At 67.5% G+C, this 25251-nt stretch carries 21 protein-coding genes; 14 read left to right on the forward strand and 7 right to left on the reverse strand.

Annotated elements, in window-relative coordinates; genetic code table 11:
- The first annotated feature begins 220 nt into the window (after positions 1-220).
- The 5 genes from AC1DOX_RS13820 (at position 221) to AC1DOX_RS13840 (ending at position 9761) form a co-directional block, all read left to right on the forward strand.
- A complete protein-coding gene (locus AC1DOX_RS13820) occupies positions 221-3619 on the forward strand; it encodes a diguanylate cyclase (RefSeq protein ID WP_441622364.1) in 3399 nt (1132 codons plus the stop codon).
- A 283-nt stretch (positions 3620-3902) separates the two neighbouring features.
- Positions 3903-5213, forward strand: coding sequence for a dicarboxylate/amino acid:cation symporter (locus tag AC1DOX_RS13825; RefSeq protein ID WP_092136242.1), 1311 nt, complete (start codon positions 3903-3905; stop codon positions 5211-5213).
- 211 nt (positions 5214-5424) lie between these two features.
- Entirely contained in the window at positions 5425-7338 is a 1914-nt protein-coding gene (locus AC1DOX_RS13830) for a sensor histidine kinase (protein WP_441622366.1), read from the forward strand.
- Positions 7328-8650: a sigma-54-dependent transcriptional regulator gene (locus AC1DOX_RS13835; RefSeq protein ID WP_092136240.1), complete on the forward strand. Its 1323-nt coding sequence runs from the start codon at positions 7328-7330 to the stop codon at positions 8648-8650. Before AC1DOX_RS13830 ends, AC1DOX_RS13835 begins: the two co-directional genes overlap by 11 nt.
- Positions 8651-9161: 511 nt before the next feature.
- Positions 9162-9761 (forward strand): helix-turn-helix domain-containing protein, encoded by a 600-nt coding sequence (locus AC1DOX_RS13840; RefSeq protein ID WP_092136700.1) that lies wholly within the window; start codon positions 9162-9164, stop codon positions 9759-9761.
- A 235-nt stretch (positions 9762-9996) separates the two neighbouring features.
- Here the strand turns inward: AC1DOX_RS13840 and AC1DOX_RS13845 are convergent, their stop codons facing one another.
- The 3 genes from AC1DOX_RS13845 to AC1DOX_RS13855 form a co-directional block, all read right to left on the reverse strand.
- Positions 9997-11091 (reverse strand): ornithine cyclodeaminase, encoded by a 1095-nt coding sequence (locus AC1DOX_RS13845; RefSeq protein ID WP_441622369.1) that lies wholly within the window; start codon positions 11089-11091, stop codon positions 9997-9999.
- A 15-nt stretch (positions 11092-11106) separates the two neighbouring features.
- Positions 11107-11985 (reverse strand): dimethylarginine dimethylaminohydrolase family protein, encoded by an 879-nt coding sequence (locus AC1DOX_RS13850; protein ID WP_092136236.1) that lies wholly within the window; start codon positions 11983-11985, stop codon positions 11107-11109.
- 153 nt (positions 11986-12138) lie between these two features.
- Positions 12139-13911 carry a chloride channel protein gene (locus AC1DOX_RS13855; RefSeq protein WP_441622372.1) on the reverse strand — a complete coding sequence of 591 codons (1773 nt, stop codon included), beginning with the start codon at positions 13909-13911 and terminating at the stop codon, positions 12139-12141.
- A gap of 135 nt (positions 13912-14046) precedes the next feature.
- On the opposite strand from AC1DOX_RS13855, the gene AC1DOX_RS13860 reads away from it, so the two are divergent.
- The 6 genes from AC1DOX_RS13860 to AC1DOX_RS13885 all read left to right on the forward strand — a co-directional run bounded on the left by AC1DOX_RS13860 (position 14047) and on the right by AC1DOX_RS13885 (position 20456).
- A complete protein-coding gene (locus tag AC1DOX_RS13860; protein ID WP_441622374.1) occupies positions 14047-15177 on the forward strand; it encodes an HPP family protein in 1131 nt (376 codons plus the stop codon).
- Positions 15178-15625: 448 nt separating this feature from the next.
- A complete protein-coding gene (locus tag AC1DOX_RS13865) occupies positions 15626-16729 on the forward strand; it encodes an AI-2E family transporter (RefSeq protein ID WP_441622404.1) in 1104 nt (367 codons plus the stop codon).
- Positions 16726-17421 (forward strand): paraquat-inducible protein A, encoded by a 696-nt coding sequence (locus AC1DOX_RS13870; protein ID WP_441622376.1) that lies wholly within the window; start codon positions 16726-16728, stop codon positions 17419-17421. Before AC1DOX_RS13865 ends, AC1DOX_RS13870 begins: the two co-directional genes overlap by 4 nt.
- A complete protein-coding gene (locus AC1DOX_RS13875) occupies positions 17418-18182 on the forward strand; it encodes a paraquat-inducible protein A (protein ID WP_441622378.1) in 765 nt (254 codons plus the stop codon). The genes AC1DOX_RS13870 and AC1DOX_RS13875 overlap by 4 nt, the downstream gene beginning before the upstream one ends.
- Positions 18169-19800 carry a PqiB family protein gene (locus AC1DOX_RS13880; RefSeq protein WP_441622380.1) on the forward strand — a complete coding sequence of 544 codons (1632 nt, stop codon included), beginning with the start codon at positions 18169-18171 and terminating at the stop codon, positions 19798-19800. Before AC1DOX_RS13875 ends, AC1DOX_RS13880 begins: the two co-directional genes overlap by 14 nt.
- Positions 19797-20456 (forward strand): PqiC family protein, encoded by a 660-nt coding sequence (locus AC1DOX_RS13885; protein ID WP_441622382.1) that lies wholly within the window; start codon positions 19797-19799, stop codon positions 20454-20456. Before AC1DOX_RS13880 ends, AC1DOX_RS13885 begins: the two co-directional genes overlap by 4 nt.
- Here AC1DOX_RS13885 and AC1DOX_RS13890 read toward each other — a convergent pair.
- Both AC1DOX_RS13890 and AC1DOX_RS13895 read right to left on the reverse strand, forming a co-directional pair.
- Positions 20453-21010 carry a nucleoside 2-deoxyribosyltransferase gene (locus AC1DOX_RS13890; RefSeq protein ID WP_441622384.1) on the reverse strand — a complete coding sequence of 186 codons (558 nt, stop codon included), beginning with the start codon at positions 21008-21010 and terminating at the stop codon, positions 20453-20455. The genes AC1DOX_RS13885 and AC1DOX_RS13890 overlap by 4 nt on opposite strands.
- A 46-nt stretch (positions 21011-21056) precedes the next feature.
- The gene (locus tag AC1DOX_RS13895; RefSeq protein WP_441622386.1) at positions 21057-21332 is read right to left on the reverse strand and encodes a hypothetical protein; all 276 of its coding nucleotides are present in this window, start codon (positions 21330-21332) and stop codon (positions 21057-21059) included.
- Between the two features lie 322 nt (positions 21333-21654).
- On the opposite strand from AC1DOX_RS13895, the gene modA reads away from it, so the two are divergent.
- The 3 genes from modA to AC1DOX_RS13910 all read left to right on the forward strand — a co-directional run bounded on the left by modA (position 21655) and on the right by AC1DOX_RS13910 (position 23952).
- A complete protein-coding gene (gene modA / locus AC1DOX_RS13900) occupies positions 21655-22431 on the forward strand; it encodes a molybdate ABC transporter substrate-binding protein (RefSeq protein ID WP_441622388.1) in 777 nt (258 codons plus the stop codon).
- Between the two features lie 74 nt (positions 22432-22505).
- Positions 22506-23222, forward strand: coding sequence for a molybdate ABC transporter permease subunit (modB, locus tag AC1DOX_RS13905; RefSeq protein WP_441622390.1), 717 nt, complete (start codon positions 22506-22508; stop codon positions 23220-23222).
- A 7-nt stretch (positions 23223-23229) separates the two neighbouring features.
- Positions 23230-23952 (forward strand): ATP-binding cassette domain-containing protein, encoded by a 723-nt coding sequence (locus tag AC1DOX_RS13910; RefSeq protein ID WP_441622392.1) that lies wholly within the window; start codon positions 23230-23232, stop codon positions 23950-23952.
- Here the strand turns inward: AC1DOX_RS13910 and AC1DOX_RS13915 are convergent.
- Complete coding sequence (locus AC1DOX_RS13915; protein WP_441622394.1) at positions 23949-24461, reverse strand: class IV adenylate cyclase; 513 nt, start codon at positions 24459-24461, stop codon at positions 23949-23951. The genes AC1DOX_RS13910 and AC1DOX_RS13915 overlap by 4 nt on opposite strands.
- A gap of 5 nt (positions 24462-24466) precedes the next feature.
- On the reverse strand, positions 24467-25069 hold the full coding sequence (locus tag AC1DOX_RS13920) for a LysE/ArgO family amino acid transporter (protein ID WP_441622396.1): 603 nt from the start codon (positions 25067-25069) through the stop codon (positions 24467-24469).
- Positions 25070-25251: the final 182 nt, after the last annotated feature.

Here is a 25251-nt window from a genome sequence, read left to right on the forward strand (position 1 = left end):
TCGGCGTCACGATTGGCGCCACGATTCTGCCAGGCGGGCCTCTACCAAAAATCCCGCCCGAACGCCAGCCCCAACAGGGCCCACCACCACCCCCTATCTCCGCACTCAAACATCCGTTGGCGCGATTACAGTGCGCACTACGCTGGGCAGGGTGCGGCCATCGCACCCGTGCCGGCAGCAGATCTGGCTTGCCCTTTGGCGGCCATCGACATCGAACGACATGACGCCCGAGACGGCCGCGACTTCCCTGACCACCCTGCCGCCGCCAGCCGCAGCCCGCTGGCGCCCGCTGCTGCTGGCGGCCGTGGGATTTTTCGTGCTGGCATCGGCGGGCATCTGGCTGGCGCGCATGCCGGGCAACGCGGCAGCGCTCTGGCTGGCCAATGCATTCGGCCTTGGCCTGATGCTGAACCGCCCGCGCAGGGAGGGCCCGCCGCTGCTGGCTGCCATGCTGGCCGCCAATATCTTGGCCAACTGGCTGGTACGGGACCAGGTCGGTGTATCCGTGCTGCTGTCGCTGGCCAACCTGCTGGAGATCGGCAGCACCGCCGTGCTGTTGCGGATGATGGCAAGCCAGGGCGCACTGGCCCGGTCGGGCGCGCTGGCCACGTTCGCGCTGACGCTCGGCGTGGCGGCCATCGTGGGGCCTGCCCTCGGCGGTCTGGTCGGGGCAGCGGTGCTGTCGGCGGCTTATGACACGCGGTTTTCGCGCGTCTGGTGGGCCTGGTGGAATGCGGGCGCCCTGGGCATGGTGATGCTGTTGCCGCTGATGGTGTCGGCCACGCGCGAGCGCATGCGCGCCACGTTCCGGCGCCAGATGATCTTCCGGCTCGCCGGGCTGCTGGCGCTTTGCGTGGCCATCGGCGCGGCGGCCGTCAGGGCGGGACATGACCCGTTCGTGGCCATGTCGCTGCCGCTGGTGGTGGTGGCGCTCGTCAGCAATCCGTTCGCCACGGCGCTGCTGATGCTGGTGTGCATGCTGGCCACCGAATCCCTCGCGCTGCTGGCCGGCGTGCAGTTCATCGCCAGTCGCAGCGTGCCGCTGTCTGGCGCGCTGATCATGGTCTTCCCGATCTGCATCGCGTTCATGACCGAGCAGAACCGCAAGGGCCGCGCCGAACTGCGCAGCAGCGAACGCCGCTTTCGCCAGGCGCTGGAGCACTCGGCCATCGGCATGGCGCTGGTCGGGCTGGACGGACGCTGGCAGCTCGTCAACCGGGCCATGACCGACCTGCTCGGGTACACCGCCGAAGAGTTGCGCGACCTGCCGTTCCAGCAGATGACCCACCCGGACGATCTGGCCGCCGACCTGCATCATCTCCAGCTACTGCTGCAGGGGGAGATCGACACCTACCGGATGGAGAAGCGCTACCGGCACAAGGACGGCCACTATCTGTGGGCCCTGCTGGCGGTCTCGCTGGTGCGCGACGAACACACCGGACGTCCCGACCACTTCATCTCGCAGGTGGAGGATATCCACCTGCGCAAGCTGGCCCAGGAACAGATGGAACAGTTCGCGCGCCGCACCCAGCTGGCCGTGGAGGCTGGCGGTGTCGGCATCTGGGAATGGGATTTCACCAACGCCGCCATTACCTGGGATGCCCGCATGCACGCGCTGCACGGCACGCCCCTGGAACTGGGCGCGCCCACGCTGGCGCAGTGGATCGCCATGCTGCATCCGGAAGACGTGAGCCGCGTCAGCACGGAAATGCGCCAGGCCATCCGCGGGATCCAGCGCTTCGACACTGAATACCGCGTGGTCCGCCCGACCGGCGAGGTCCGGCACGTGCGGGCCATGGCGATGGTGTCCCGCCACGAGGAAGGCGGACGCGAGGGCGGCATGACGCGCGCGCTGGTGGGCACCAACTGGGACATCACCGAGCAGCGCCGGCTGACCACGCAGCTATACGAGGAAAAGGAGCGCCTGCACATCACGCTGCGCTCGATCGGCGACGCGGTGATCTGCACCGACCGGATCATGCGCGTCACGTTCATGAATCCGATTGCCGAGCAGCTGACGGGCTGGAGCCTGGACGCCGCGATGGGCCAGCCACTGGACCAGGTCTTCCGGATCGTCGACGAGATCACGGGCGGCAGCATCCCGAGCCCGGTCGAGCAATGCCTGCAAACACTGCGTCCCGCGTACCTGCAGGAAGGCGCCGTGCTGCAGAGCCTGACGGGCGAGCGCCACGATGTGCAGGACTCCGCGGCACCGGTGCTGACCAACGACGGCAGCGTGCTGGGCGCCGTGCTGGTGTTCCAGGACATCACCACGTCCCGCGCGCTCCAGCGTGAACTGGCCCACTCCGCCACGCATGACGCGCTGACCGGGCTGCCCAACCGCGCCTGGTTCGAAAAGCGCCTGCGCGAAGCCAGCGAGAATGCCCGCCTGCATGGCCACCGCGCCGCGCTGTGCTTCATCGACCTGGACCGCTTCAAGATCGTCAACGACACGGCCGGACACGGCGCCGGCGACGTGCTGCTGCGCGAGCTGGGCTATGTCATCCGCCATCACGTACGGCCCGACGACCTGCTGGCGCGCCTGGGTGGCGACGAGTTCGCCCTGCTGCTCAAGGACTGCTCCGTCGACCACGCCGAACACGTCTGCCAGAAGGTCATCGACGCGATTCGCGAGCGGCGCTTTCCGTGGGATGGCCGCGTCTATGACGTGGGGGCCAGCATCGGCATCGCCGCCATCGACGACGACGCGCCGCCCGTGGGCGAGCTGATGAGCCGCGCGGACGTGGCCTGCTACGCCGCCAAGGCCGCCGGCCGCAACCGGGTGTCGGTCTACCGTCGCGACGAAAGCGATGCGCGGCGCCACCATCGTGAACTGGAAGTGGCCGCGGGCATCCACTCGGCGCTGGACGGCAACCGCTTCCGGCTCTTCGCCCAGGAAATCCGCGCGCTGCGGCCGGACCAGGAGCACACGTGTCATATCGAGATCCTGGTACGCATGGTCGACGAGCAAGGGGCGCTCATCATGCCCGGCGCGTTCATCCCGGCCGCCGAGCGCTACGACCTGATGGGCCATATCGACCGCTGGGTGATCCGCACGGTGCTGCACCGCTACGGCGACCGTCTGGCCGCGGTGCCGGGGCTGTCGGTGGCCATCAACCTGTCGGCCAACTCGCTCGGGGAACCGTTCCTGCTGCCGTTCCTGCACGCCGCGCTGCAGGATTCCGTGCTGCCGGCACACCGCATCCGGCTGGAAATCACCGAGACCGCGCTGATCAACAACATGGCCGCGGCCAGCCGTCTGGTGGCGGAAATGCGCAGCGCCGGCTGCACGGTCGCGCTCGACGACTTTGGCGCCGGCCTGTCGTCGTTTGCCTACCTGAAGCAGTTCCCGGTGGACTTCCTGAAGATCGACGGGAGCTTCATCCGTCACCTGGCCGATAACGTGGTGGACCGCGAGATCGTGAGCTCGATCAACGACATCGGCCACCGCCTGGGTGTGCGCACGGTCGCCGAATCGGTCGAGAACGAGCAAACCCTGAATGCACTGCGCGCCATCGGCGTGGACTACGCGCAGGGCTACGTCATCGGCCGCCCGATGCCGCTGGAAGCCTTCCTGGACATCTGCGAGAGCCAGCCGGCCGGCGCGCCCGACGCCTGACCTCACCGCCTGGGTGACCGGGTCGTTACAACGCTTTACCGCCTCACCAAACGCCGTTCGGATTTCCGGACGGCGTTTGCGTTCGTAAGTCCGGAAATCCGAACGGCGCGTTTTCGTCACTCGCAAATCCCCTTTGTATTCATCGGCTTACATCTGTATCCGAGGGTGCCAGCGCTGGCACGCCTCGTGCAAACCTAGGCGCGGCCGTCAGGGCAACAGAGGACGCCACGCCTGCCCCCACCCGGCGCGGCTCACGCGAAGTACAAAGGAGGATGTACCCACGATGACAATGAAACGACTTCCCACGCTGATCTTCATCGCGATGCTGCTTGGCGTGCTGGCCGGCACCGCTGCGCACCACCTGGCGCCCGACGCCGCCACCGCGAAATCGATCGCGGATCACCTTTCCATCCTGACCGACGTCTTCCTGCGGATGATCAAGATGATCATCGGGCCACTGGTCTTCGCCACGCTGGTCTCGGGCATCGCCGGCATGGGCGATGGCCGCGCCGTGGGCCGCATCGGCCTGAAGGCCATGGCATGGTTCCTGGCCGCGTCGATCACGTCGCTGCTGCTGGGCCTGGTCATGGCCAACCTGCTGGCGCCGGGCCACGGCATGAACCTGCCGCTGCCGGCCGCCGACGCCGCGTCCAGCCTGAAAACCGGCGCGCTGAACCTGCGCGACTTCATCGCCCACATGTTCCCCAAGAGCTTCGTGGAAGCGATGGCCACCAACGAGATCCTGCAGATCGTGGTGTTCTCGCTGTTCTTCGGCTTTGCGCTGGGCACCGTCAAGGACGGCGTGGGCAAGCCCGTGCTGCAAGGCATCGATGGCCTGGGCCACGTGATGCTGAAGGTGACCAACTACGTGATGGCCTTCGCGCCGGTCGGCGTGTTCGGCGCCATCTCCGCCGTCATCACCGCGCAGGGCCTGGGCGTGCTGACCGTCTACGCCAAGCTGCTGGGCAGCCTGTACCTGGCGCTGGCGCTGCTGTGGGTGGCGCTGATCGCCGGCGGCTACTTCTTCCTGGGCCGCGACATCTTCCGCCTGATCCGCCAGCTGCGCGCGCCGCTGATGATCGGCTTTGCCACGGCCAGCAGCGAATCGGCGTACCCGAAGGTCATCGAGCAACTGACCCGCTTCGGCGTGAAGCCGCGCATCACCGGCTTTGTGCTGCCGCTGGGCTACTCGTTCAACCTGGACGGCTCGATCATGTACACCTCGTTCGCCGCGCTGTTCGTGGCGCAGGTGTACGGCATCCAGCTGTCGCTGACGCAGCAGATCACCATGCTGCTGGTGCTGCTGGTCACCAGCAAGGGCATCGCCGGCGTGCCGCGCGCCTCGCTGGTGGTGGTGGCGGCCGTGCTGCCGATGTTCGGGCTGCCGGAAGCCGGCATCCTGCTGGTGCTGGGCATCGACCATATCCTCGATATGGGCCGCACCGTGACCAATGTGCTTGGCAATGCCATTGCCACGACCGTCGTCGCCAAAAGCGAGGGCGCGATCGGCGCGCCGGAACTATCCGATGAGGACGACACCTCCCCGGACAGCAACACCGGCCTGACACCCGTTCAGGTCCTGGCCAGCAAGTAAGCTGCTGCCAGGCGTGCCAGGGCCCGGTTGCCGATCAGGCAGCCGGGCCTTTTTGCGTTTTGGGGTGGAGGCGGCGCGGGGTATGGTAAAACGTCAGCCTTGCCGGTGGCGCCGGCGCACCCTTGCGCCGGCGATCCCGGCGACACGCGGCGGCAAGAAAACGCCCCGCGCGCCACACGGCGGCATTGCCACCGGCTTCACCGAATCCCTCATGAACGGCCCCCTGCCTTCCCCTGCCGACGCCCGCGCCCAAGACGACGCGGCTCCTGCCACGATGTGGCGTCGCGCCGGCCCGCTCCTCGCCCTGCTGGCGCTCGCCGCGCTGGTGGGCATGGCGGGCTGGCTCGGCTACCGGTACACCTATGACACCGCCCTGGCGCGCCAGGCCGAGCGTGGCCAGGTGCAGTTGCGGCTGTACGCGCAGGCGCTGGAGTCGGAGCTGGCGCGCTATGACTACGTGCCGAGCCTGCTGTCGCTGGATATGCGCATCGAGGCCCTGCTGCGCCAGCCGGGCAATCCCGATCGCGTGGCGCAGGCCAACGCCTACCTGGCGGCACTCAACGGCCGGGCCGGCACGCGGGTGATCTATGTGCTCGACGCCCGCGGCAAGGTGCTGGCCACCAGCAACTTCCAGCGCCCGGACAGCTACCTGGGCGAAGACCTGAGCTTCCGCCCCTATTTCCACACCGCCATCGAAGGCCAGCTCGGCCGCTTCTACGGCGTGGGCACCACACGCAGCGAATCGGGCTATTACCTTTCCGCCCCGCTTGGAGACCGCGACAAGCCCATCGGCGTGGCGGTGGTCAAGATCGGACTGGAGCCGCTGGAGAACCGCTGGCAGGGCGCGGACAGCCAGATGCTGCTGGCCGACGAGAACGGCGTGGTGATCCTGGCGTCCGACCCGTCCTGGAAGCTGGCGGCACTGCGTCCGCTGACGCCGGAACTGCGCGAGAAGCTTGACCGCAACCTGCACTACAACCGCGCGCCGTTGCCGCTGCTGGCCCTGTCCACGGTGCGTGCGCTCGGCGGCGGGCCTGGTCCGGGTGGCGACGCGCTGGTGCGGTTGCGCCAGGGCCCGCCGATGCTGGCCCAGCATGCCGCACTCCCCGGCACCGACTGGGATCTCACGCTGCTGACCAACACGTCGCAGGCACGCGTGGCGGCGCTCAACAGCGCCGCGCTGGCCGGCGTGGTGGCAGCCTTCGTGCTGCTGCTGGCGGCCGCATGGAACGTGCGCCGGCGCATCGTCAGCGAACGGCTGGCGGCGCGCGCGGCGCTGGAAGCCGCCAACAGCGAGCTCGAACGCAAGGTCGCGGAACGGACCGCCGACCTGTCGGCCGCCAACCAGCAGTTGCACGCGGAGGTGGCCGAGCGCGCCCGCACCGAGACGTTCCTGCGCCAGGCCCAGGACGGGCTGATGCAGGCGGGCAAGCTGGCCGCCGTGGGGCAGATGTCGACCGGCATCGCGCACGAACTGAACCAGCCGCTGGCCGCGCTGCGCACGCTGTCCGGCAACACCGGCAAGTTCCTGGAGCGCGGCGACTATGCCACCGCGCAGGACAACCTCGGCAAGATCATCGCCCTGGTGGAGCGCATGGGCCGCATCACCGGTGCGCTGAAGTCCTTCGCGCGCAATCCGGCGGCAGGCCAGCGCGCCTCGGCCAACCTCGGCGACGCCGTGGACAACGCCCTGTTCCTGCTGGAGACGCGCGTGGTGGCCGTGGCGCCGACGATCGAGCGCGATATCGACGCACACCTGGCCGTGGCCTGCGACCCCAACCGGCTGGAGCAGGTGCTGGTCAACCTGATGAGCAATGCCCTGGACGCGCTGGCGGGACGCCCCGCGCCGCGCCTGTGGGTGCACGCCTACGAGAGCGGCGGCCTCGCCCACCTGACCGTGCGGGACAACGGGCCCGGCTTGTCGGAGTCTGCCTTCGCGCGGCTGTTCGAGCCGTTCTTCACCACCAAGCCGGCGGGCGAAGGACTGGGACTCGGCCTGACGCTGTCCGCCGGCATCCTCCATGAAAACGGCGGCACGCTGACCGCCATCAATCATCCGGACGGTGGCGCCTGCTTCACGCTGGCCCTGCCGCTGGCCCGCCAGGAGGCACGGCATGTCGGCTGAACTGACGGTGCTGATCGTCGAGGACGATCCCGATGTACGGCTCGGCTGCGAGCAGGCATTGCGGCTGGAGGGCATCGCCGCGCGCGCGGTGGGCAGTGCCGAGGCCGCGCTGCGCGAGGTGGAAGCCGGCTATCCCGGCATCGTCGTCAGCGACATCCATCTGCCCGGCGCCGACGGCATGGCATTGCTGCGGGAGCTGGTCGGGCGCGACGCGGCCCTGCCGGTCATCATGATCACCGGCCATGGCGATGTGACGCTGGCCGTGCAGGCCATGAAACAAGGCGCGTACGACTTCCTGGAGAAGCCGTTTTCGCCGGAACGGCTGGTGGCCACGTGCCGGCGCGCGCTGGAGAAGCGCCGGCTGGCGCTGGAGGTGGCGGACTTGCGCGCGCGGCTGGCGGGACGCGAGACGCTGGCGGCCCGGCTGATCGGCCATTCGCCGGCCATCGACCGGTTGCGGCAGATGATCGCAGACCTCGCCGACACGGCGGCCAACGTGCTGATCCACGGCGAGACCGGCACCGGCAAGGAACTGGTGGCGCGCTGCCTGCATGAGGCCAGCGGCCGGCGTGCGCGGCATTTCGTGCCGATCAATTGCGGCGGGCTGCCGGAGCAGCTGTTCGAATCCGAGATCTTCGGCCACGAGGCCGGATCGTTCACGGGCGCGGCCAAGCGCCGCATCGGCAAGATCGAGCACGCGGAAGGCGGCACGCTGTTTCTCGACGAGATCGAGAGCATGCCGATGCCGATGCAGATCAAGCTGCTGCGCGTATTGCAGGAACGGGTGGTGGAGCGCCTTGGCTCCAACCAGCCGGTGCCGGTCAACGCGCGCGTGGTGGCGGCCACCAAGGCAGATCTGCGCGCACTTGCCGATGCCAGCCAGTTCCGCGCGGACCTTTACTACCGGCTGAATGTGGTGACGCTGGAACTGCCGCCGCTGCGCGAGCGGCGCGAGGATGTGCCGCTCTTGTTCGAGCATTTCGTCGCCCAGGCGGCACTGCGCTTCGAGCGCGAGGCCTTGCCCGCCACGCCGGCGGAACTGGCGACGCTGGTGGCCTACCCGTGGCCCGGCAATGTGCGCGAGTTGCGCAACCTCGCCGAGCGCCACGTGCTGGGTCTGGGCTGCGACCCGGGCCAGGGCAGCACCGCACCCGCCGCCCTGCCGCTGCCCCAGGCCGTGGAGCAGTTCGAGCGCGCGCTGATCGCCGATGCGCTGCGGCGGCACGACGGCAGCCTGACGCGCGCGGGCGAAGCGCTGGGCGTCGCCAAGACCACGCTGTTCGACAAGGTCCGCAAGTACGGACTGTCATGACGATGATGGCCGGCGGGCGTCGCGGAGAGGCCAAATGCCTGCCGGATGGGGAGCTGGGGGGTAGCTTTGGGGAGCTGGGGGAACTGGTGACGCGCCGCCACTGTCTCTGAAACAACTCAATCTGCAATGTTCAGGCATGACGTTCATCGTGACACTGTCCACGCAACCTGCCTGATGTACGTTAAACAACAAAAGTGTGACTCGAATCATTGCTTTCCCTGTAGCGACGATTCGTCCTGACACCTTACTATTGGCATTCGGACTGCCGGGCGAGGTTGGCGCGGCAGAGACCAGGCGGCACAGACCGCCGGCACCGATGGCGTGCACGGGGCCCGACTCCGCGCCACGCCCACAATGAAATGCAAAGCAACAAAGACCGGCCGGGGAGCAGGTCGCAAGCAGCAGGGTCAGTAAAAATCCGGCAGCCCGGATCAACCGGCGTGGCGCGTCCGAGGGCGTCACGGGGCGTGCGCGTCGCGCCATGCTGCTGAACGACACTACGGGTGAATGGATGAAACTGGATCCGGAACTGGCTGACAAGCCCTACTACAGCACACGCACTGCGGCAAAACTTCTCAATGTATCGCTCGGCACCGTCCAGAAAATGGTCGAACGCGGGGAATTGGGCGCGTGGAAAACCAACGGCGGCCATCGGCGCATCCACAAGGAAACCGTCCATCGCCTGCTGGCAAGCCGTTCGACGCCCGATACGGCCATCGAGCATGACCTGGACCTGGTGGTGTTCCACCCCAATCACCAGGAAGCGCAACGCATCAGCACCCAGCTCGGCAAGTGGTCGCTCCCGCTGAAGACCCAGGTGCTGGAGGATGTGGTCGACACCGTCATCATGTCCATCGATGCCAGGCCGCGCGTGGTGCTCTACTACGTGGAAGAGCTCAACGATGCGGAATCCGCCACGATCGAGAAGCTGCAGAATTTCTTCGCACGGCAGCGCGTGATCTTTGCGGTCATCACGAATCGGCAGGCCTATGACGGCGTGGCCGACGCGCTGCAGCAATGGGGCATCATGGTCTTCCTGAAGACACCGTCGCTGGAAGAGATCAAGGGCTTCCTGCGCGCGCAGCTGATGATGGGGCGCGCGGGCGTCTGAGCCCGGCACCTGCCGGCACGGCGTCGTGCCAACCCCTCGCGGCCCGGACATTGCGCCCGGGCCGTTCATATGTGTGGCGCCGATACTTAAGTATGTGCCCCGTTCACTCGCCACGCCCCCTTGGAGGTTGTTTCAAAATGAAGCGAAGCGGTCCTGGCTAGGCGCGCGGCCGCAGACAGTACAAGTAGTACGGCAAGGCCGCGCAACGACGCCAGGTTCTTTTTGAAACGACCTCCTATGCTTCGAGCACTGCGGCGGTCTGGATAGCGGCGCCGTGCGCATCGGGTGCGTCGGGCGTCATCATCCAGCCATAAAGATCGCGCGGATCGGGCGGCATCGCCACCAGCTCGATGTGCCGGCCCGCGTGTCGCGCATGCGCGGCGGCATGGAGCCAGCGCAGCGCCGAATAGTCCTCCAGCGCAAACCCCACCGAATCGAAGATAGTCACCTCATTCGCGTCGACGCGGCCCGGTGCGGCACCCGACAGGACTTCCCACAGCTCACTGACCGGTGCATCCGGCAACTGCTGGATCTCACCCTCGATACGCGATTGCGGCGCGTATTCCACAACGATGCGCGCGCCGCGCAGGATATCGACATGCAGCTCCGTCTTGCCCGGGCAGTCGCCGCCCACGGCGTTCAGGTGCATGCCGGGGGCGATCATCTCCGGCGTGAGAATCGTGGCGCGCGTCTTGTCGGCCGTGACCGTGGTGACGATCTGCGCGCCCGCCAGCGCCTGCTGCACTGATGTGGCCGGCGTGATCGTCAGCCCCGGCACGCTGGCCAGATTGCGCACCAGCCGCGCGGTGGCCTCCGGGTCGATGTCATAGGCGCGGATCTCGCGCACGCCAAGCAAGGCATGGAAGGCCAGGGACTGGAACTCGGCCTGCGCGCCGTTGCCGATAAGCGCCATGGTCCGTGCGCCTTGCGCCCCCGCTTGTGTCATCGCACGGGCCGCCAGCGCGGAGGTGGCCGCCGTGCGCAGTGCCGTGGCCAGCGTCAGATCGGCCAGCAGCAGCGGAAAGCCGGTGCGCACCTCGGCCAGAACGCCGCACGCCATCACCGTCGGCATCGCATGCAGCGCGTTGCGAGGATGGCCGTTGACATACTTGAACGCGTATTGCACCCCGTCGGTGACCGGCATCAGTTCGATCACCCCCACCGGCGAATGGCTGGCCAGCCGGGCGGATTTTTCAAACGCGTTCCAGCGCAGGAAGTCCTGACGCACGTAGTCGGCCATCTGCATGATCGCGTGCTGCACGCCGATGCCACGCACGAGCGCGGCCACATCGTTTGCATCGAGAAACCGGGTCATTGCCGTTTCTTTCATGATCGGCTCCTTGCTTCATGCGGCCACGGCGCGCCGGGCCGCCATGCTGGAGCGGTCGAGGCGCAGCGTCATGCAATACGCGCCACCGCCGGACAGCATGAACGGCGACAGGTCGACCTCGTGCAGCCGATAGCCGCGCTGCCCCAGCTCGGCGCGCAAATGCGGCGTGGTGGATGTCATGACGACGTGGTCGTCGAGATTGACGGCGTTGACGCTGAAGTGGCGCAGATCGTCCACGCTCGCTTCGATGCGCAAGCCGGCCGGCACGCGGGCGCGGATCACTTGCAGCGATGCCTCGGAGAAAGCCGGCGGGTAGTAGAGCACCTCGCCGCCCGCCAGCGGGCAGAAGCAGACATCGAGGTGATAGCTCTGCGCGGTGGCCAATTCGAGTGCCACGACTTCCTGCCCAAAGTGGCTCGACATGGCATCGGCCGCCTCGCGCGACGAGCGCGGCCCGAAGCCGGCCCAGAAATGGCCGCGCTGCACATCCCAGATGCAGTCGCCCGCACCTTCCTGGAAGCAGCCCTCGGGGAGCGTGACCACGCTGTCGATCAGGCCGCGTGCGCGAAGACCTTCGAAGATCGCTTCGAACGGGGCCTCCTCGCCCCGGCGTTGCGGATAGCGGAAGCGCGCCAGCACGGCCTTGCCATCGAGCACCACGGCGGCGTTGGCCGGGAAGACCATGTCGGGCTGGCCCGGCGCACCGTCGGCGACTTCGACCGCAAAGCCAGAAGCGTCGAGCGCGTCGCGCAAGGCCTGGAATGACGTCATGGCATGGCGATGCATGCCGCGCGGATCGCGCGCCCAGGCATCGGGATCCATCCACGGATTGATGCTGTAGGAAACGTCGTAGAAGGTCGGTGCGACCAGCAGGATGGTGGGGCGATCAGTCAAGGTGGCTCTCCTCGTTGTTGGGGTGTCCGTGACTGAATTCTGGTCAAGACCCGCGTCAACGAAAAGCCAGCAAACTGGACAAATCGCTACGTCAGCGTGCCAATTTGCCGGCAGCCACTGGCGATCTGCCAGCGGCTGCCGGAAACGCCCTTTTCAGGTCCCGACCGGGGCGCCACGCAGGCGTTCGCGGCGCGTTTCCTCATGCAGCACGTGTCCGCTCGGACCCAGCAGGTCGCGTAGCGAGACGATGCCAACCAGGCGCATCGTTGTCAGGCTGTCCACCACCGGCAGGCGCGCCACGCTGAGTTCCGCCATGCTGCCGGCGGCCGAGCGGCCCGTCTGCGAGGGCAGCAGGACGGCGGGTGCAGTCCACGCCGCCACCAGGTCGCGACACCGCAGGCCGATGTGATCGTCGCCGGAGGCCACCGTGGCCGCGACGGCTGCGCGATGCAGCATGCCGACCACGCGTCCCGCGCTGACCACCGGGTAGGCGCGATGCGTGGCATGGTCGCCAAAGTAGCGCGGAATCGCCTCGCTCACGGGAAGGTCGCCGTCGATCGTCACCACCTCGCGCGTCATCAGTTCGGCCACGTGGGCGCGCTCGAGCGGGTCCACGCCGTATTCCCGATAGATATGCAGGCCACGGCGCGCAATCTTCTCCGTCATGATCGATCGCTTCATCGTCAGCACCGAGAAGCCATAGGCCACGGCCGTGGTCAGCAACAGCGGCAGGAGCGCCTCGCTGTCATGCGTGAGCCCGAACGCGAACACGATGGCGGTCAGCGGCGCGCCCAGCACGCTGCCCAGCACGCCGGCCATGCAGACCAGCGCCCATAGCGTGGGCGATCCGCCCGGCAGCATCGGCGCCAGCACCACGCCCAGACCGGCGCCGAGCATCAGCAACGGCGCGAGCACCCCGCCGGAGGTGCCCGAGCCCAGCGCGGCAATCCAGATCACGGCCTTGACCGTCAGCAGCATCACGGCCAGCCCGATCGCCATCCGGTTGTTCAGCAGGTCGCCGATGACGTCGTATCCGACGCCCAGCGCACGCGGCTCGAAGTAGCCGCCGATGCCGACTACCAGCCCGCCGATGGCCGGCCACCACATCCAGTGCAGCGGCAGCTTGCTGAAGGCGTCCTCCGTCCGGTACAGCGCGAGGGTCATCGCGGCGCCGAGAATGCCGCACAGCAGGCCGGCCAGCACGCACGAGCCCAGCGCCACGGTGCTGGCCGGCGCGGTCTGCAAGGGAAAGAGCGGGCCGGCTTCGAACACGAACGGGCGCAGGAATCCGGCCACGGCGCAGGCCAGCGCCACCGGCAGCAGGCTGCGCGGGCGCAGTTCGAACAGCAGCAGTTCGATGGCCAGCAGTACCGCCGCCACCGGCGTGCCGAAAATCGCCGTCATGCCGGCACAAGCGCCGGCCACCAGCAGCGTCTTGCGCTCCGCGGCGGTCAGGTGCAGGTACTGCGCCAGCAGCGAGGCGATCGAACCGCCTGTCATGATGATCGGACCTTCGGCGCCAAACGGCCCGCCGCTACCGATCACAATGCCCGACGACAACGGCTTGAGCACCGCCACTTTCGGCGACATCTTGCTCTTGCCGAACAGCACGGCCTCTATGGCTTCCGGGATGCCGTGGCCGCGAATCTTGTCACTGCCATACCTGGCCATCAGGCCGACGATCAACCCGCCCACCGCCGGCACCACGATGACCCAGGCGCCGAGCGCATGATGCGCCGGCGAGCGGTCGGCAAACGACAACGTCTGGAAGAAGAACAGGTTGGTGAAGAAGCGGATCAGGTTGACCAGGACGAAGGCGGCGGCCGTGCTGATCGCGCCGATGCCCAGGGCGATGGTCGCCAGCATCAGCAGCCGGCGATTGACGGCGTAGTCGCGCTTCTCGACGTGAGTGGAATCGGTATGCATGGGGCCTCCTCCGCGGCCGGGGATGTGGGAACGGAGGCGTGGGGGCGGCTTACCGTTCAGTGTGCGGCGCAATATATCACGCCATGATATATTTGCGGACCCCCGCAATCCGCCCCCTTGCGCCCCCCCGTATTCATGCCGACAGCATTCGACTTGTCCGCCTCCGCGACCCAGGCACGCGCCTGGCTGCGCACATTTGTTCCCATGCCGATCACGGCTGGCCGCCACGAGCGCATCAAGAGTTGCGCCGGCGCGCTGCTCGGCCTGTTCATCACGGAGTGGATCAGTCGCCACATCCTGCATGGATTCAACCCGTGGTTCGTGGCGCCAATGGGGGCTTCCGCCGTATTGCTGTTCGCGGTGCCAGCCAGTCCGCTGGCCCAGCCGTGGTCGATCATCGGCGGCAACCTGGTGGCGGCGACCGTGGGCGTGGCCTGCGCGCGCTGGATCCCAGATCCCGGCCTGGCGGCCGGCGTGGCCGTCGCCGTGGCCATCGCACTGATGTTCCAGTTGCGCTGCGTCCACCCGCCCAGCGGTGCCGTGGCCATGACGGCGGTGCTCGGCGGGCCGGCCGTGCAGGCACTGGGCTTCGGCTTCGTCGTGGTGCCGGTGGCCATCAATTCGATGCTGTTGCTGCTGATGGCGCTGGCCTTCAACAACCTCGCCCGGCGCCGCTATCCGCACCGCCCGCCGGAGGCGGCCACGCAGCATCACACCCGCGACGTGCCGCCAAGCCAGCGCGTGGGCTTTACCCGCGCCGACCTGGACGCGGTGCTGGCCTCCCGGGGCGAATTTCTCGACATCGAGGAAGATGACCTGGAAGCCATCCTGGTGGCGGCAGAACTGCGCGCTTATCGCCGACGCTTTGGCGACGTGCGCTGCGCGGAGATCATGTCGCGCGACGTGGTGACGGTGCGCCCCGGCCAGGCTTCCACGGAGGCGGCCGCCTTGCTCACGCGCCATCACATCAAGGCGCTGCCCGTGGTGGATGGCCAGCGTCGGCTGCTGGGCATCGTTACGCAAAGTGACTTCTTCCGCGCCCAGCGCACGGGGTCGCGCCGCGCCAGCGGCAATGTGCGCGATCTCATGACGCGCGCGGTGACCTCGGCCCGCGCCGACCAGCCGATGGTCGAACTTGCGCGCGCGTTCTCGGACGGCGGGTTGCACCATGTGCCGGTGCTCGACGACAACCGGCGCGTGGTCGGCATCGTCACGCAATCGGACCTCGTGGCGGCACTGCTGCGCAATAACATGGTGGCGAGCTGAGGCGACTGAATCCGCAGATCCGGCTCGCCCGGATCGGAGCGGCGCCGTGCGGTGCCGCCATCGCCACGCGCCGTCCCACCTCGCAACGCCACAACGTCACCCCGCCAGATACCACTAAGAGGTTGTTTCGAAATGAAGTGAAGCGGTCCTGGCTAGGGCGAAGCAAGGGTTTCGGATCGCACGCAATCCGCCTGCGCGGCGGCATGCGCCGGCCGGCGCATGCGCGCCCTGCAAGGGCGCGGCCGCAGACACCGTACAAATGGTACGGCAAGCGAATGTGGCAAACCCGGCAACAACGCCAGGATCTTTTTGAAACGACCTCCACCCAAGCCCACCGCCTATAACTACTCACTGAGGCGACGTCCTGCCCGCGAAAGGGGCTGTCATCGATTTCCGCTATGCTTACGGCGTTTTCGTCACACGGCCGCCCGAGGAGATCTGCGCGATGATGAGTTCCGGACAACTGATTGAAAAGCTCGCCGCCGTCTTTGCGCTGATCGTGCTGATTGGCGGCTCGCTGCTCGTGCTGGCCCCGTTTGCCACGGCGCTGATCTGGGGTGCCATTCTCGCCTTCAGTTCGTGGTACCCGTACACCGTGCTGTCGCGCTGGCTCGGCAACCGCCGCGTACTGGCCGCGCTGATCTGCGTGCTGGTCACCACGGTCATCGTCCTGGGTCCGTTTGTCTACGCGGGCGCCAGCTTTTCGGCCCACCTGGACGAGCTGACCGCACTGGTCAATCGCTATACCGAACACGGCCTGCCGCAGTTGCCCGACTGGCTCGGCGGCCTGCCGTACGTCGGGCCGCAACTGCAATCCGCCTGGAACAAGGTGATCACCGCCGACTCGGACATGGTCGCCAACCTGCGCAAGCTGATCGCCCCGGTGGGGCATGTGCTGCTGGGCGCCGGGCTGTCCATCGGCGCAGGACTCGGGCAACTGGCGTTGTCGATCGTGCTGGCGTTCTTCTTCTACACGGGCGGCGAACTTGCGGTGGATTGGCTGCGCGGCGGCATGCGCCGCGTGGCGGGCGATCGCGCCGACCATCTGCTGGCACTGGCCGGCGGCACCGTCAAGGGCGTGGTCTACGGGGTGCTGGGTACCGCATTCGTGCAGGCGGTGCTGGCCGCCATCGGCTTCTGGATCGCCGGCGTGCCCGGCGCGGCCATCCTGGGCTTCATTACGTTCTTCCTGTCCGTGGTGCCGGTGGGCCCGCCGCTGGTCTGGATACCGGCCGCGCTGTGGCTCTACCACTCGGGAGAGACCGGCTGGGCCATCTTCATGGTGGTCTGGGGCGGCGTGGTGGTCAGCATGGCCGACAACGTCATCAAGCCGCTGCTGATCAGCAAGGGCACGGGCCTGCCGCTGATCTGGATCATGATGGGCGTGCTGGGCGGTGCACTGGCCTTTGGCTTCCTCGGGGTCTTCATCGGCCCGACCGTGCTGGCCGTGGCCTACGCGTTGCTGCGTGACTGGACCATCGGCACGCAGGAACCCGCGGCGATCACCTCGGTCACGGCGCCGCCGCCCTCGCAACTCACCCCGGACGCATGACGTCGCGCACCGTATCGACGGAAACGCCGGCGCAGGATCTGCACCGGCTTGTAGCCTGCGAATACTGCGATGCGCTGTATGCGCGCACGGCGCTGGAGCCCGGCGAGCGTGCCACGTGCCTGCGCTGCGGCGGCCCGCTCTATCGCGAAAGCTCGCAGGCCTACCGGCGCCTGCTGCCGCTGGTGTTCGCCGCGCTGATCCTGTTCCTGATCTCCAACACCTACCCCATCGTGGAGATGGACCTCAAGGGCGTGCGCACGCAGACCACTCTCTGGGGTGCCGTGCAGGCCCTCTATGCGGACCACATGGCGCTGGTGGCCATCCTGGTATTCGCCACGACGATCCTGTTCCCGCTCTCCGAGATGCTGATGATGTGCTACCTGCTGGTGCCGATGGCGCGCCGCAGGATGCCACCCGGCTTTGACCGCATCGTGCGTGGCATTCGCCAGACCCGTCCATGGGGCATGATCGAGGTCTTCATGATCGGCGTGCTGGTCACGCTGGTGAAGCTGTCCACGATGGCGCAGGTATTGCCCGGTGTGGCGCTGTGGTCGTTCGGGGCGCTCGTCGTCGTTCTGGCCGCGATGCTTTCCTTCGATCCGCGCGACCTCTGGCATTACCTGGAGGCGCCCGGTGCCGACGAAACGCCATCCCGCACACCGCCGCCGCGCACGCCGGAGGCCGCACCATGACGCTCCCGCCCGATCGTCCGTCCCCGTCGCGCACAGCCGCCGCGCGCGAGCAACTGGAACGCTCGCGCCGCATGGCCGCCGGGATGGTGGCGGAACTGACCGACGACGACGAGCAGACGCCGCTGCCGCAAGTCCCGACCGCCGCATCGCGCGGCCTGCTTTCCTGCCACGCCTGCGACCTGGTCAGCCCGGTCGCGCTGGAAGGCGAGCCCTGCCCGCGCTGCGGCGCCACGCTCCACCGTCGCAAGCCGGGCAGCCTGGCCCGCACCTGGGCGTTCCTGCTGGCCGCGTACATCCTCTACATCCCCGCCAACCTGCTGCCGGTGATGGTGACCCAGTCGATCCTGGGCACGCAGCGCGACACGATCCTGTCCGGCGTGATCTACCTCTGGTTGTCGGGGTCGCACCTGCTGGCCGGCGTGGTGCTGGTGGCCAGCATCGTGGTACCCATGCTCAAGATGATGATCCTGACGCTGTTGCTGGCGTCGGTGCATTTGCGCTCGACCTGGCGCATCCGCCAGCAAACCCGGCTCTACTGGCTGGTCGAGGTAATCGGCCGATGGTCGATGCTGGATATTTTCGTGGTGGCGCTGCTGGCGTCACTGGTGCGGGCCGGGGCGCTCGCCACTATTATTCCCGGGGCGGGGGCACTGGCCTTCGCCTCGGTCGTCGTACTGACCATGCTGGCGTCGCTGAGCTTCGACCCGCGCCTGCTGTGGGACTCGCTCGATTCGCAGGATTCCGACAATGCCCGAGACTGATACTCCTCCCCCAACCCAGGACATCCCGCAGCCGGCGCGCAAGCGTCGTACGCGCTGGCTGCCGTCGCTGGTCTGGCTGATTCCGATCGTCGCGGCGATTGTCGGCGTCTCGCTGCTGATCAACACGCTGGCTTCGCGCGGTCCCGAGATCACCGTGAAATTCAGCACGGCCGAGGGCCTGACACCGGGCAAGACGGTGGTGCGCTACAAGGACGTGGAAATCGGCCTCGTAAAGTCCGTCAAGCTGGCATCGGACCGCTCGCACGTGGTGGCCAACATCGAGCTGACCAAGGACGCCGAGAACTTCGCGGTGACCGACACGCGCTTCTGGGTCGTGCGCCCGCGCTTTGCGATCAGTGGCGTGTCCGGGCTGGAAACACTGCTGTCCGGCGCCTATATCGGCGTGGATGCGGGCAAGTCCAGCGAGCGCACGCGCAGCTTCACCGGGCTGGAAGTGCCGCCGGTGGTGACCACGGATGCGTCCGGGCGCCAGTTCGTATTACGCGCACAGGATCTGGGGTCGCTCGATATCGGCTCGCCGGTGTACTACCGGCGCGTGCAGGTGGGGCAGGTGGTGGCCTATCAGCTCGAACCCAATGGCCGCGACATCACGCTGCGTGTGTTCGTCAACAAGCCGTATGACAAGCTCGTGACAGCCGATACTCGCTTCTGGCATGCCAGCGGCGTCGACCTCAAGCTCGATGCCGGCGGCCTGAAGCTCTCCACGCAGTCGCTGGTGACGGTGCTCCTGGGCGGCGTGGCCTTCCAGGCGCCGGAACACACCACGGCCCGTGACGCGGCGGCCGAGAACACGCAGTTCCTGCTGGCCAGCGACCAGACCGAGGCGATGAAGGAACCCGAGGAACTCGCGCCGACGCTGGCCGTGCTGAACTTCGACCAGTCCGTTCGCGGGCTGTCCCCCGGTGCGCCGGTGGACTTCCGCGGCGTGATCGTGGGCGTCGTGCGGTCGATCGGCATCGAATACGTGAGGGACAAGAAAACCTTCCGCCTCCCGGTGGTGGTGGAGTTCTACCCGTCACGCATGGGCTTCCGCGAGCGCGACGTCGCCGACGAGGCCAAGAAACGCAGCACCGTGCAGGCCCTGATCAACCGTGGCCTGCGCGCCCAGCTGCGCACCGGCAACCTGCTGACCGGCCAGTTATACGTGGCGCTGGACTTCTTCCCGAAGGCGCCGGCCCCGACGGGCGTCGACCTCGACGCCTCGATGCCGGAGCTGCCGACCACGCCGGGCACCTTCGACACGCTGCAGGCCAAGCTGGGCGACATCGTCAACCGGATCGACAAGGTGCCGTTCGACCAGATCGGGCAGGACCTGCGCACCTCCGTGGCATCGCTGAACGCGATGCTCGTCAAGGCCGACAAGCTGGTGGATCAACTCAATGGCGACGTGGCGCCGCAAGTGCTGGCCGCGCTGCAGGATGCGCGCCGCACGCTGACATCGGCCAATGGCACGCTGGCGTCCGATGCGCCGCTGCAGCAGGACACGCGGCGCATGCTGCAGGAACTCACGCGCACGGCCGTATCGCTGCGCGCGCTGACCGACTATCTCGAACGCCATCCCGAGGCGCTGCTGCGCGGCAAGGCGGAGAAACCATGATGAATTGCTCGCAAAATCGCCGGTTCGGCGCCGCGCGGCCAGCGGCCGTGTCAATCCTGGCGGCCCTGACCGTCCTGACCTTCCTGACGGCGGGCTGCGCCTCTCCGGAGCCCCGCTACTACACGCTGGCCACCGGTCCGGAGACCGCCACCATCCCCGCGCAAACCGCTGCGCTGGCACCGGCGCTGGCACCGGCGGCAAACCCCGTCTGGATCGAGGTGGCACCCGTGCGCGTGCCCGAACGCCTGAACCGGCAACAGCTCGTCGTGGCCGATGGCGCCGCCGGGGGCGTGAAGTTGCTGGACCTGTCGCGCTGGACGTCGCCATTGCCGGATGAACTGCGCGATGCGCTCTCGCAGCAGCTGCAGGCCAACCTGGGCGCCGTGGATACTTACCAGCAGGGATTGTCGGGCGTGGAGCCCGTGTTTCGCGTGACGACGGAGGTCGTGCAGCTCGATGCAGACCTGAACCAGCGCGCCGGTGCCACGATTGCCTGGACCGTGCGCCGCCTGCCCGACGGCAAGGTACTCACCGGACGTACGCAAGCCGAACTGCCCGCACCGGGACAGGTCGACGGCATGGTGAGCGCATATCGCCAGATCGTGGCGACGACCGCGGCCGACATCGCGGCGGGCGTGCGGTCGCTACGCCGCTAGTCTTCGGGGCCGGCCGCTTCCAGCGCCAGCGCGCGACGCGCCGCGCGACGGCGGTCCGCCTCGGCCATCGCGGCCAGACACTCCTCAGGGCCGCCCTCCACCATCCGCACGCTGCACGCCAGCATCAGGTTCTTCGACAAGCCGAAGTTCTCCACCACGTAGCCCCGGGCGTCGAGCACGTCGCCGTCGGCATCCGTGCCGGCACCGGCGCGCACGCGGTCAAGCAAGGTGCCCGCGTCGGCGGAATAGCCCCATACCGTCTTTTGCAGCGCCACCGCAAACCCGACCTCGAAGGCCGTGCCGCTGTCCGGCTCGCCCGGGCCACGGAAATCGTCAAGGTTGGCCATCACGATGTCCGCGCGGCGAATCAGCGCGACGTTGGCCTCATAGATCCACTGCGCGGTATCCGGGCCGGACAGTCCCGGCGGCGCGGACTTGTCGAGTGGATAGAGCCCCTCGTAGCCATGCGCCGCACATAGCGCCTTGAGTTGCGCCCCGTAGGCGAGCGCATCTTTGCGAAACACATCGAAACCGGCGAGGTAGATCGTTTTCATGACGCGTAGGGAAAGGGCATCCAGAGGAACCGGATGCCAGCTTACCTCAGTGCGCCGCGCTTGAGACAGGCCGCAATTGGGCGCCGGGTGCCGCAGCTATTGCGTGCTCGGCATCGGCCGGGCGTGCGCGATCCGACCCGTCGCGCGACGGCTGCGCCAGTTCCGCATGGCGCGTGCCGGTCTGGTGCCGCCACACGGCGGCGCCCGCCACGCCGGCCGTGGCCACCGCGATGGCGAGCGTGGCGGCCACGAACAGCGGATGGATGCGCCGGCGCGGCGATCGGCTGGCAATCCTGACGGGGAAACTGGCTGACGTCGTCATCGTGGGATTCGTTAGGTGCGGGATCGAAAGGCTCAGGTCAGTGGCGCCTGGGTCAACCAGTCGATTATGGGAATCCGCGATGGCAGGAAAGTGGCGCTACGGTGTCAGGGGGATGACTGTCCTGCGATCGTGACCAGTCAGACCCCAAGGTGCCATGGAAAACGACCTGCGAGAAAAGAGGTGTAAGTATCACAAATCGGTATCGAAAGCGATGTCGATCTGCTGAAAGACCTTATCCGTCCGGGCGATTGACGTTCCGCTATATACCAACTTATATTGCGCATTGTTGCGTGTGCATTTCACTCCACCCTTTCTCCAAGCCATGACCCAACGTTCGCTGCCCTTTTTGCGTCGCACCGTCTGCGGCGCCGCCCTCGCCGTCCTGACCTTCGCTGCGCCGTCCGCGTTCGCCGCGGATCTCATCGTATCGGCGGCCGCCAGCCTGACCAACGCCTTCAAGACGCTGGCCGAGCAGTACGAGAAGGTGCATCCGGATACCAAGGTGATCCTGAACTTCGGCGCGTCGGACGTGCTGATGCAGCAGATCGTCAAGGGCGCCCCGGCCGACGTGTTCGCGTCCGCCGACCAGGAAGCCATGAACAAGGCGGAGGCTGAGAAGGTGGTGCAACCGGCCACACGCAAGGACTTTGCCGCCAACCAGGTGGTGCTGATCGTCCCGAACGACAGCAAGCTGGGCATCGGCACGCTGAAGGACCTGACCAAGGCGGACGTCAAGCGCGTGGCGTATGGCAACCCGTCGTCGGTGCCGGTGGGCCGCTATACCAAGGGCGCGCTCGAGGCCGAAGGCCTGTGGGATACCGTATCCGCCAAGGGCGTGCCGGCGCAGAACGTGCGCCAGAGCCTGGACTATGTGGCGCGCGGCGAAGTCGATGCCGGCTTCGTGTTCGCCACCGATGCCGCGATCATGCCGGACAAGGTCAAGGTGGCCGTGCGCGTGCCCAACCGCACGCCGGTGACCTATCCGATTGCCGTGACGGCGCAGACGAAGCAGGGTCCGCAGGCCGACAGCTTCGTGCAGTACGTGCTGTCGCCTGAAGGCCGGGCGGTGTTGTCGAAGTACGGCTTCCAGAAGCCCTGACCGATCGAAAGTCTTGCCGCGCGCCCGCTGACCCGGGCGCCGGTTGTCAACTCACCTGATTGCCGGAATTTGCCATGGATGCCGTCTGGGTCCCGCTGCTGCTCTCGCTCAAGGTAGCGGGCTGGGCCACGCTGCTGAACACCATCCTCGGCGTGGCCGCGGCCTACGGCATCGCGCGCTGGCGGTCGTCGGCGCGCGACGTTGTCGACGCCATCCTCACCCTTCCCCTCGTCCTGCCACCCACCGTGCTCGGCTATTACCTGCTGGTGCTGGTGGGCCGCCGCGGCGTGTTTGGCGCCTGGCTGGAGAGCGTCGGCATCACGCTGGTCTTCACCTGGCAGGGCGCCGTGCTGGCGTCCACGGTGGTGGCGTTTCCGCTGGTGCTCAAGTCGGCGCGCGCCGCATTCGAGGGCGTGGATCATCAACTGGAGAACGCCGCACGCGTGCTGGGCGTATCGGAAGTCGGCATCTTCTTCCGCATCACGCTACCACTGGCGGCGCGCGGCATCGTGGCGGGCGTGCTGCTGGCGTTTGCGCGGGCGCTGGGCGAATTCGGTGCCACGCTGATGATCGCGGGCAACCTGCCCGGCCGCACGCAGACATTGTCCGTCGCCATCTACGAGGCCGTCCAGGCCGGTGATGACAACACCGCCAACCTGCTCGTGCTGGTGACGTCCGTCACCTGCATCGTGTTGCTGGTGGCGGCGGGCCGGCTGGTGCCGCCCACCGCACGCGGCGTCGGCGAAGTCTACGAGCGTCGCGCGTTCCGCCGCGACCCGGTTACGAAGTGAGCGCACCATGAGCATGCACGTCACCATCCGCAAGCACATGACTTCGGCCGACCGGCAGTTTGCGCTGGACATTGCGTTCGATTCCGATAGCCGGCGGGTTGCGCTGTTCGGCCCGTCCGGCGCCGGCAAAAGCCTGACCCTGCGCGCCATCGCCGGGCTGCTCGCCCCGGACAGCGGGCGCATTGTGCTCAACGGCCGTACCTTGTTCGACAGCGAGACCAGCATCGACGTGCGCCCGCAGGAGCGTCGCGTGGCCTATTTGTTCCAGGACTACGCGCTGTTTCCGCATCTGACCGTGGCACAGAACATCGCCTTCGGACTGAGCAGGGGCTGGCGCAATCCCGCACGTCAGGCGATGCCGCCCGAGGCGGCGCGCTGGATCGATGCCTTCGGATTGCGCGACATCGTGAGCCAGTATCCCGCGCAGATCTCGGGGGGACAGAAGCAGCGCGTGGCGCTGGCGCGCGCTCTGGTGGCGCGGCCCGATATCGTGCTGCTGGACGAGCCGTTTTCCGCGCTGGATCCGGCGCTGCGCGTTCGCATGCGCGCGGAACTGCGCGCGCTGCAGGAAAGCCTGGACGTGCCGATGGTGGTCATCTCACACGATCCGGAAGATGTGGAAGTACTGGGCGACCATGTGCTGGAAATCCGCGATGGCCGCATCTACGGCAGCGGCCGCGCCAGCCAGCATCCGCCGGTCTACGCCCCGCTGCCGCTGCACGCGGTCTAGGCCGCGCGCAGCAGGTCCACGTAGGCGCCTTTGATCAGCGCGCCGGCATCCACGCCAAGGCTGGCCATCAGCGCATGCGCTTCGGCCACGCCATGCTCGACCGGCTCGCCATCGGCCAGCACCACTTCCAGTTCGAGAAAATCCCCGAGCCCCTCCACGCGATCCAGGTGCACACGCGTGCGCCCGACCAGGAACAGTGTGCGGACCTTGCGTACGCGGCCGGTTTCGCCGTGCGCGGCGCTCAGCGCGGCACGCAACGTATCCGGCGATGCCGTGGGCGACAGGATATAGAAGCTCTCCTTGGGCCCGGCCTGGTCGGGCCGGGCATAGAAGATCAGTTGGCCGCTGTCAGCGTGGAAGGCGCGCAGCTTGAGCCGTCCGTTCGGACAGGTAAAGAAGGTGTCGTCCTGCTCGATCCGTTCCGGACCGTGGTTCGCCAGCGCTGCCGCGCGCGGCAGCAGGGCCTCGATGCTGGCGATACGCGCCTTGATTTCAACGTTCCTTGCCATGATCCCTACTGATCCATGAGGAGCCTGGCGGCGATGACCCACATGGTCAAGCCGACGATCACCTCGAGCACCTGCCACGCGCGGGGCCGCGCAAACACGGGCCGCAGCAGCGCAGCACCGTAGCCGAGCGAGAAGAAGAACAGGAACGACGCGGTCATCGCGCCCGTCGCGAACGCCAGCTCATGGCCCGCGAACTGCGTGGAGACGGAACCGATCAGCACCACGGTATCCAGCCAGACATGTGGGTTCAGCCAGGTAAAGGCCAGGCAGATCGCGAGCGTGGCGGCCAGCGGGCGCGATTCGGCGTCGGCCGGCGCGAGTGCGGCGTGGGATCGCCAGGCCGTCCACAGGCTGCGCGCGCCGTACCAGATGAGAAACGCGGCGCCACCGTAACGCATCGCATCGCCCAGCCACGGCAGCTTGCGAATCATCGCGGCAAATCCGGCTACGCCCATGAAAATCAACGCGGCATCCGACGCCGCGCAGATCAGGCAGACCCAGAACACATGCTCGCGGCGCAGACCCTGGCGCAGCACGAAGGCGTTCTGGGAGCCGATGGCAAGAATCAGCGACAGCCCGAGGCTGAAGCCGGCAATGGGAGCGTGCATGAGTGAGGCAAGCCAAGCGAAAGGTGAAAGGTGAAATCGGCATAGGGGACAGCCATCGTGGCTGCGCCCCTGCCACACCACCCGGCGTGCGGGTCCGCACCGGGCGGTTCGAGAGGTTGAGGTTAGGCGAGGCGGGGCAGGCCCAGCCGGTCAAAGTAGGCGATATCCAGCACCCACTGCAG

The organism is Cupriavidus sp. 01L415 (assembly GCF_056400065.1).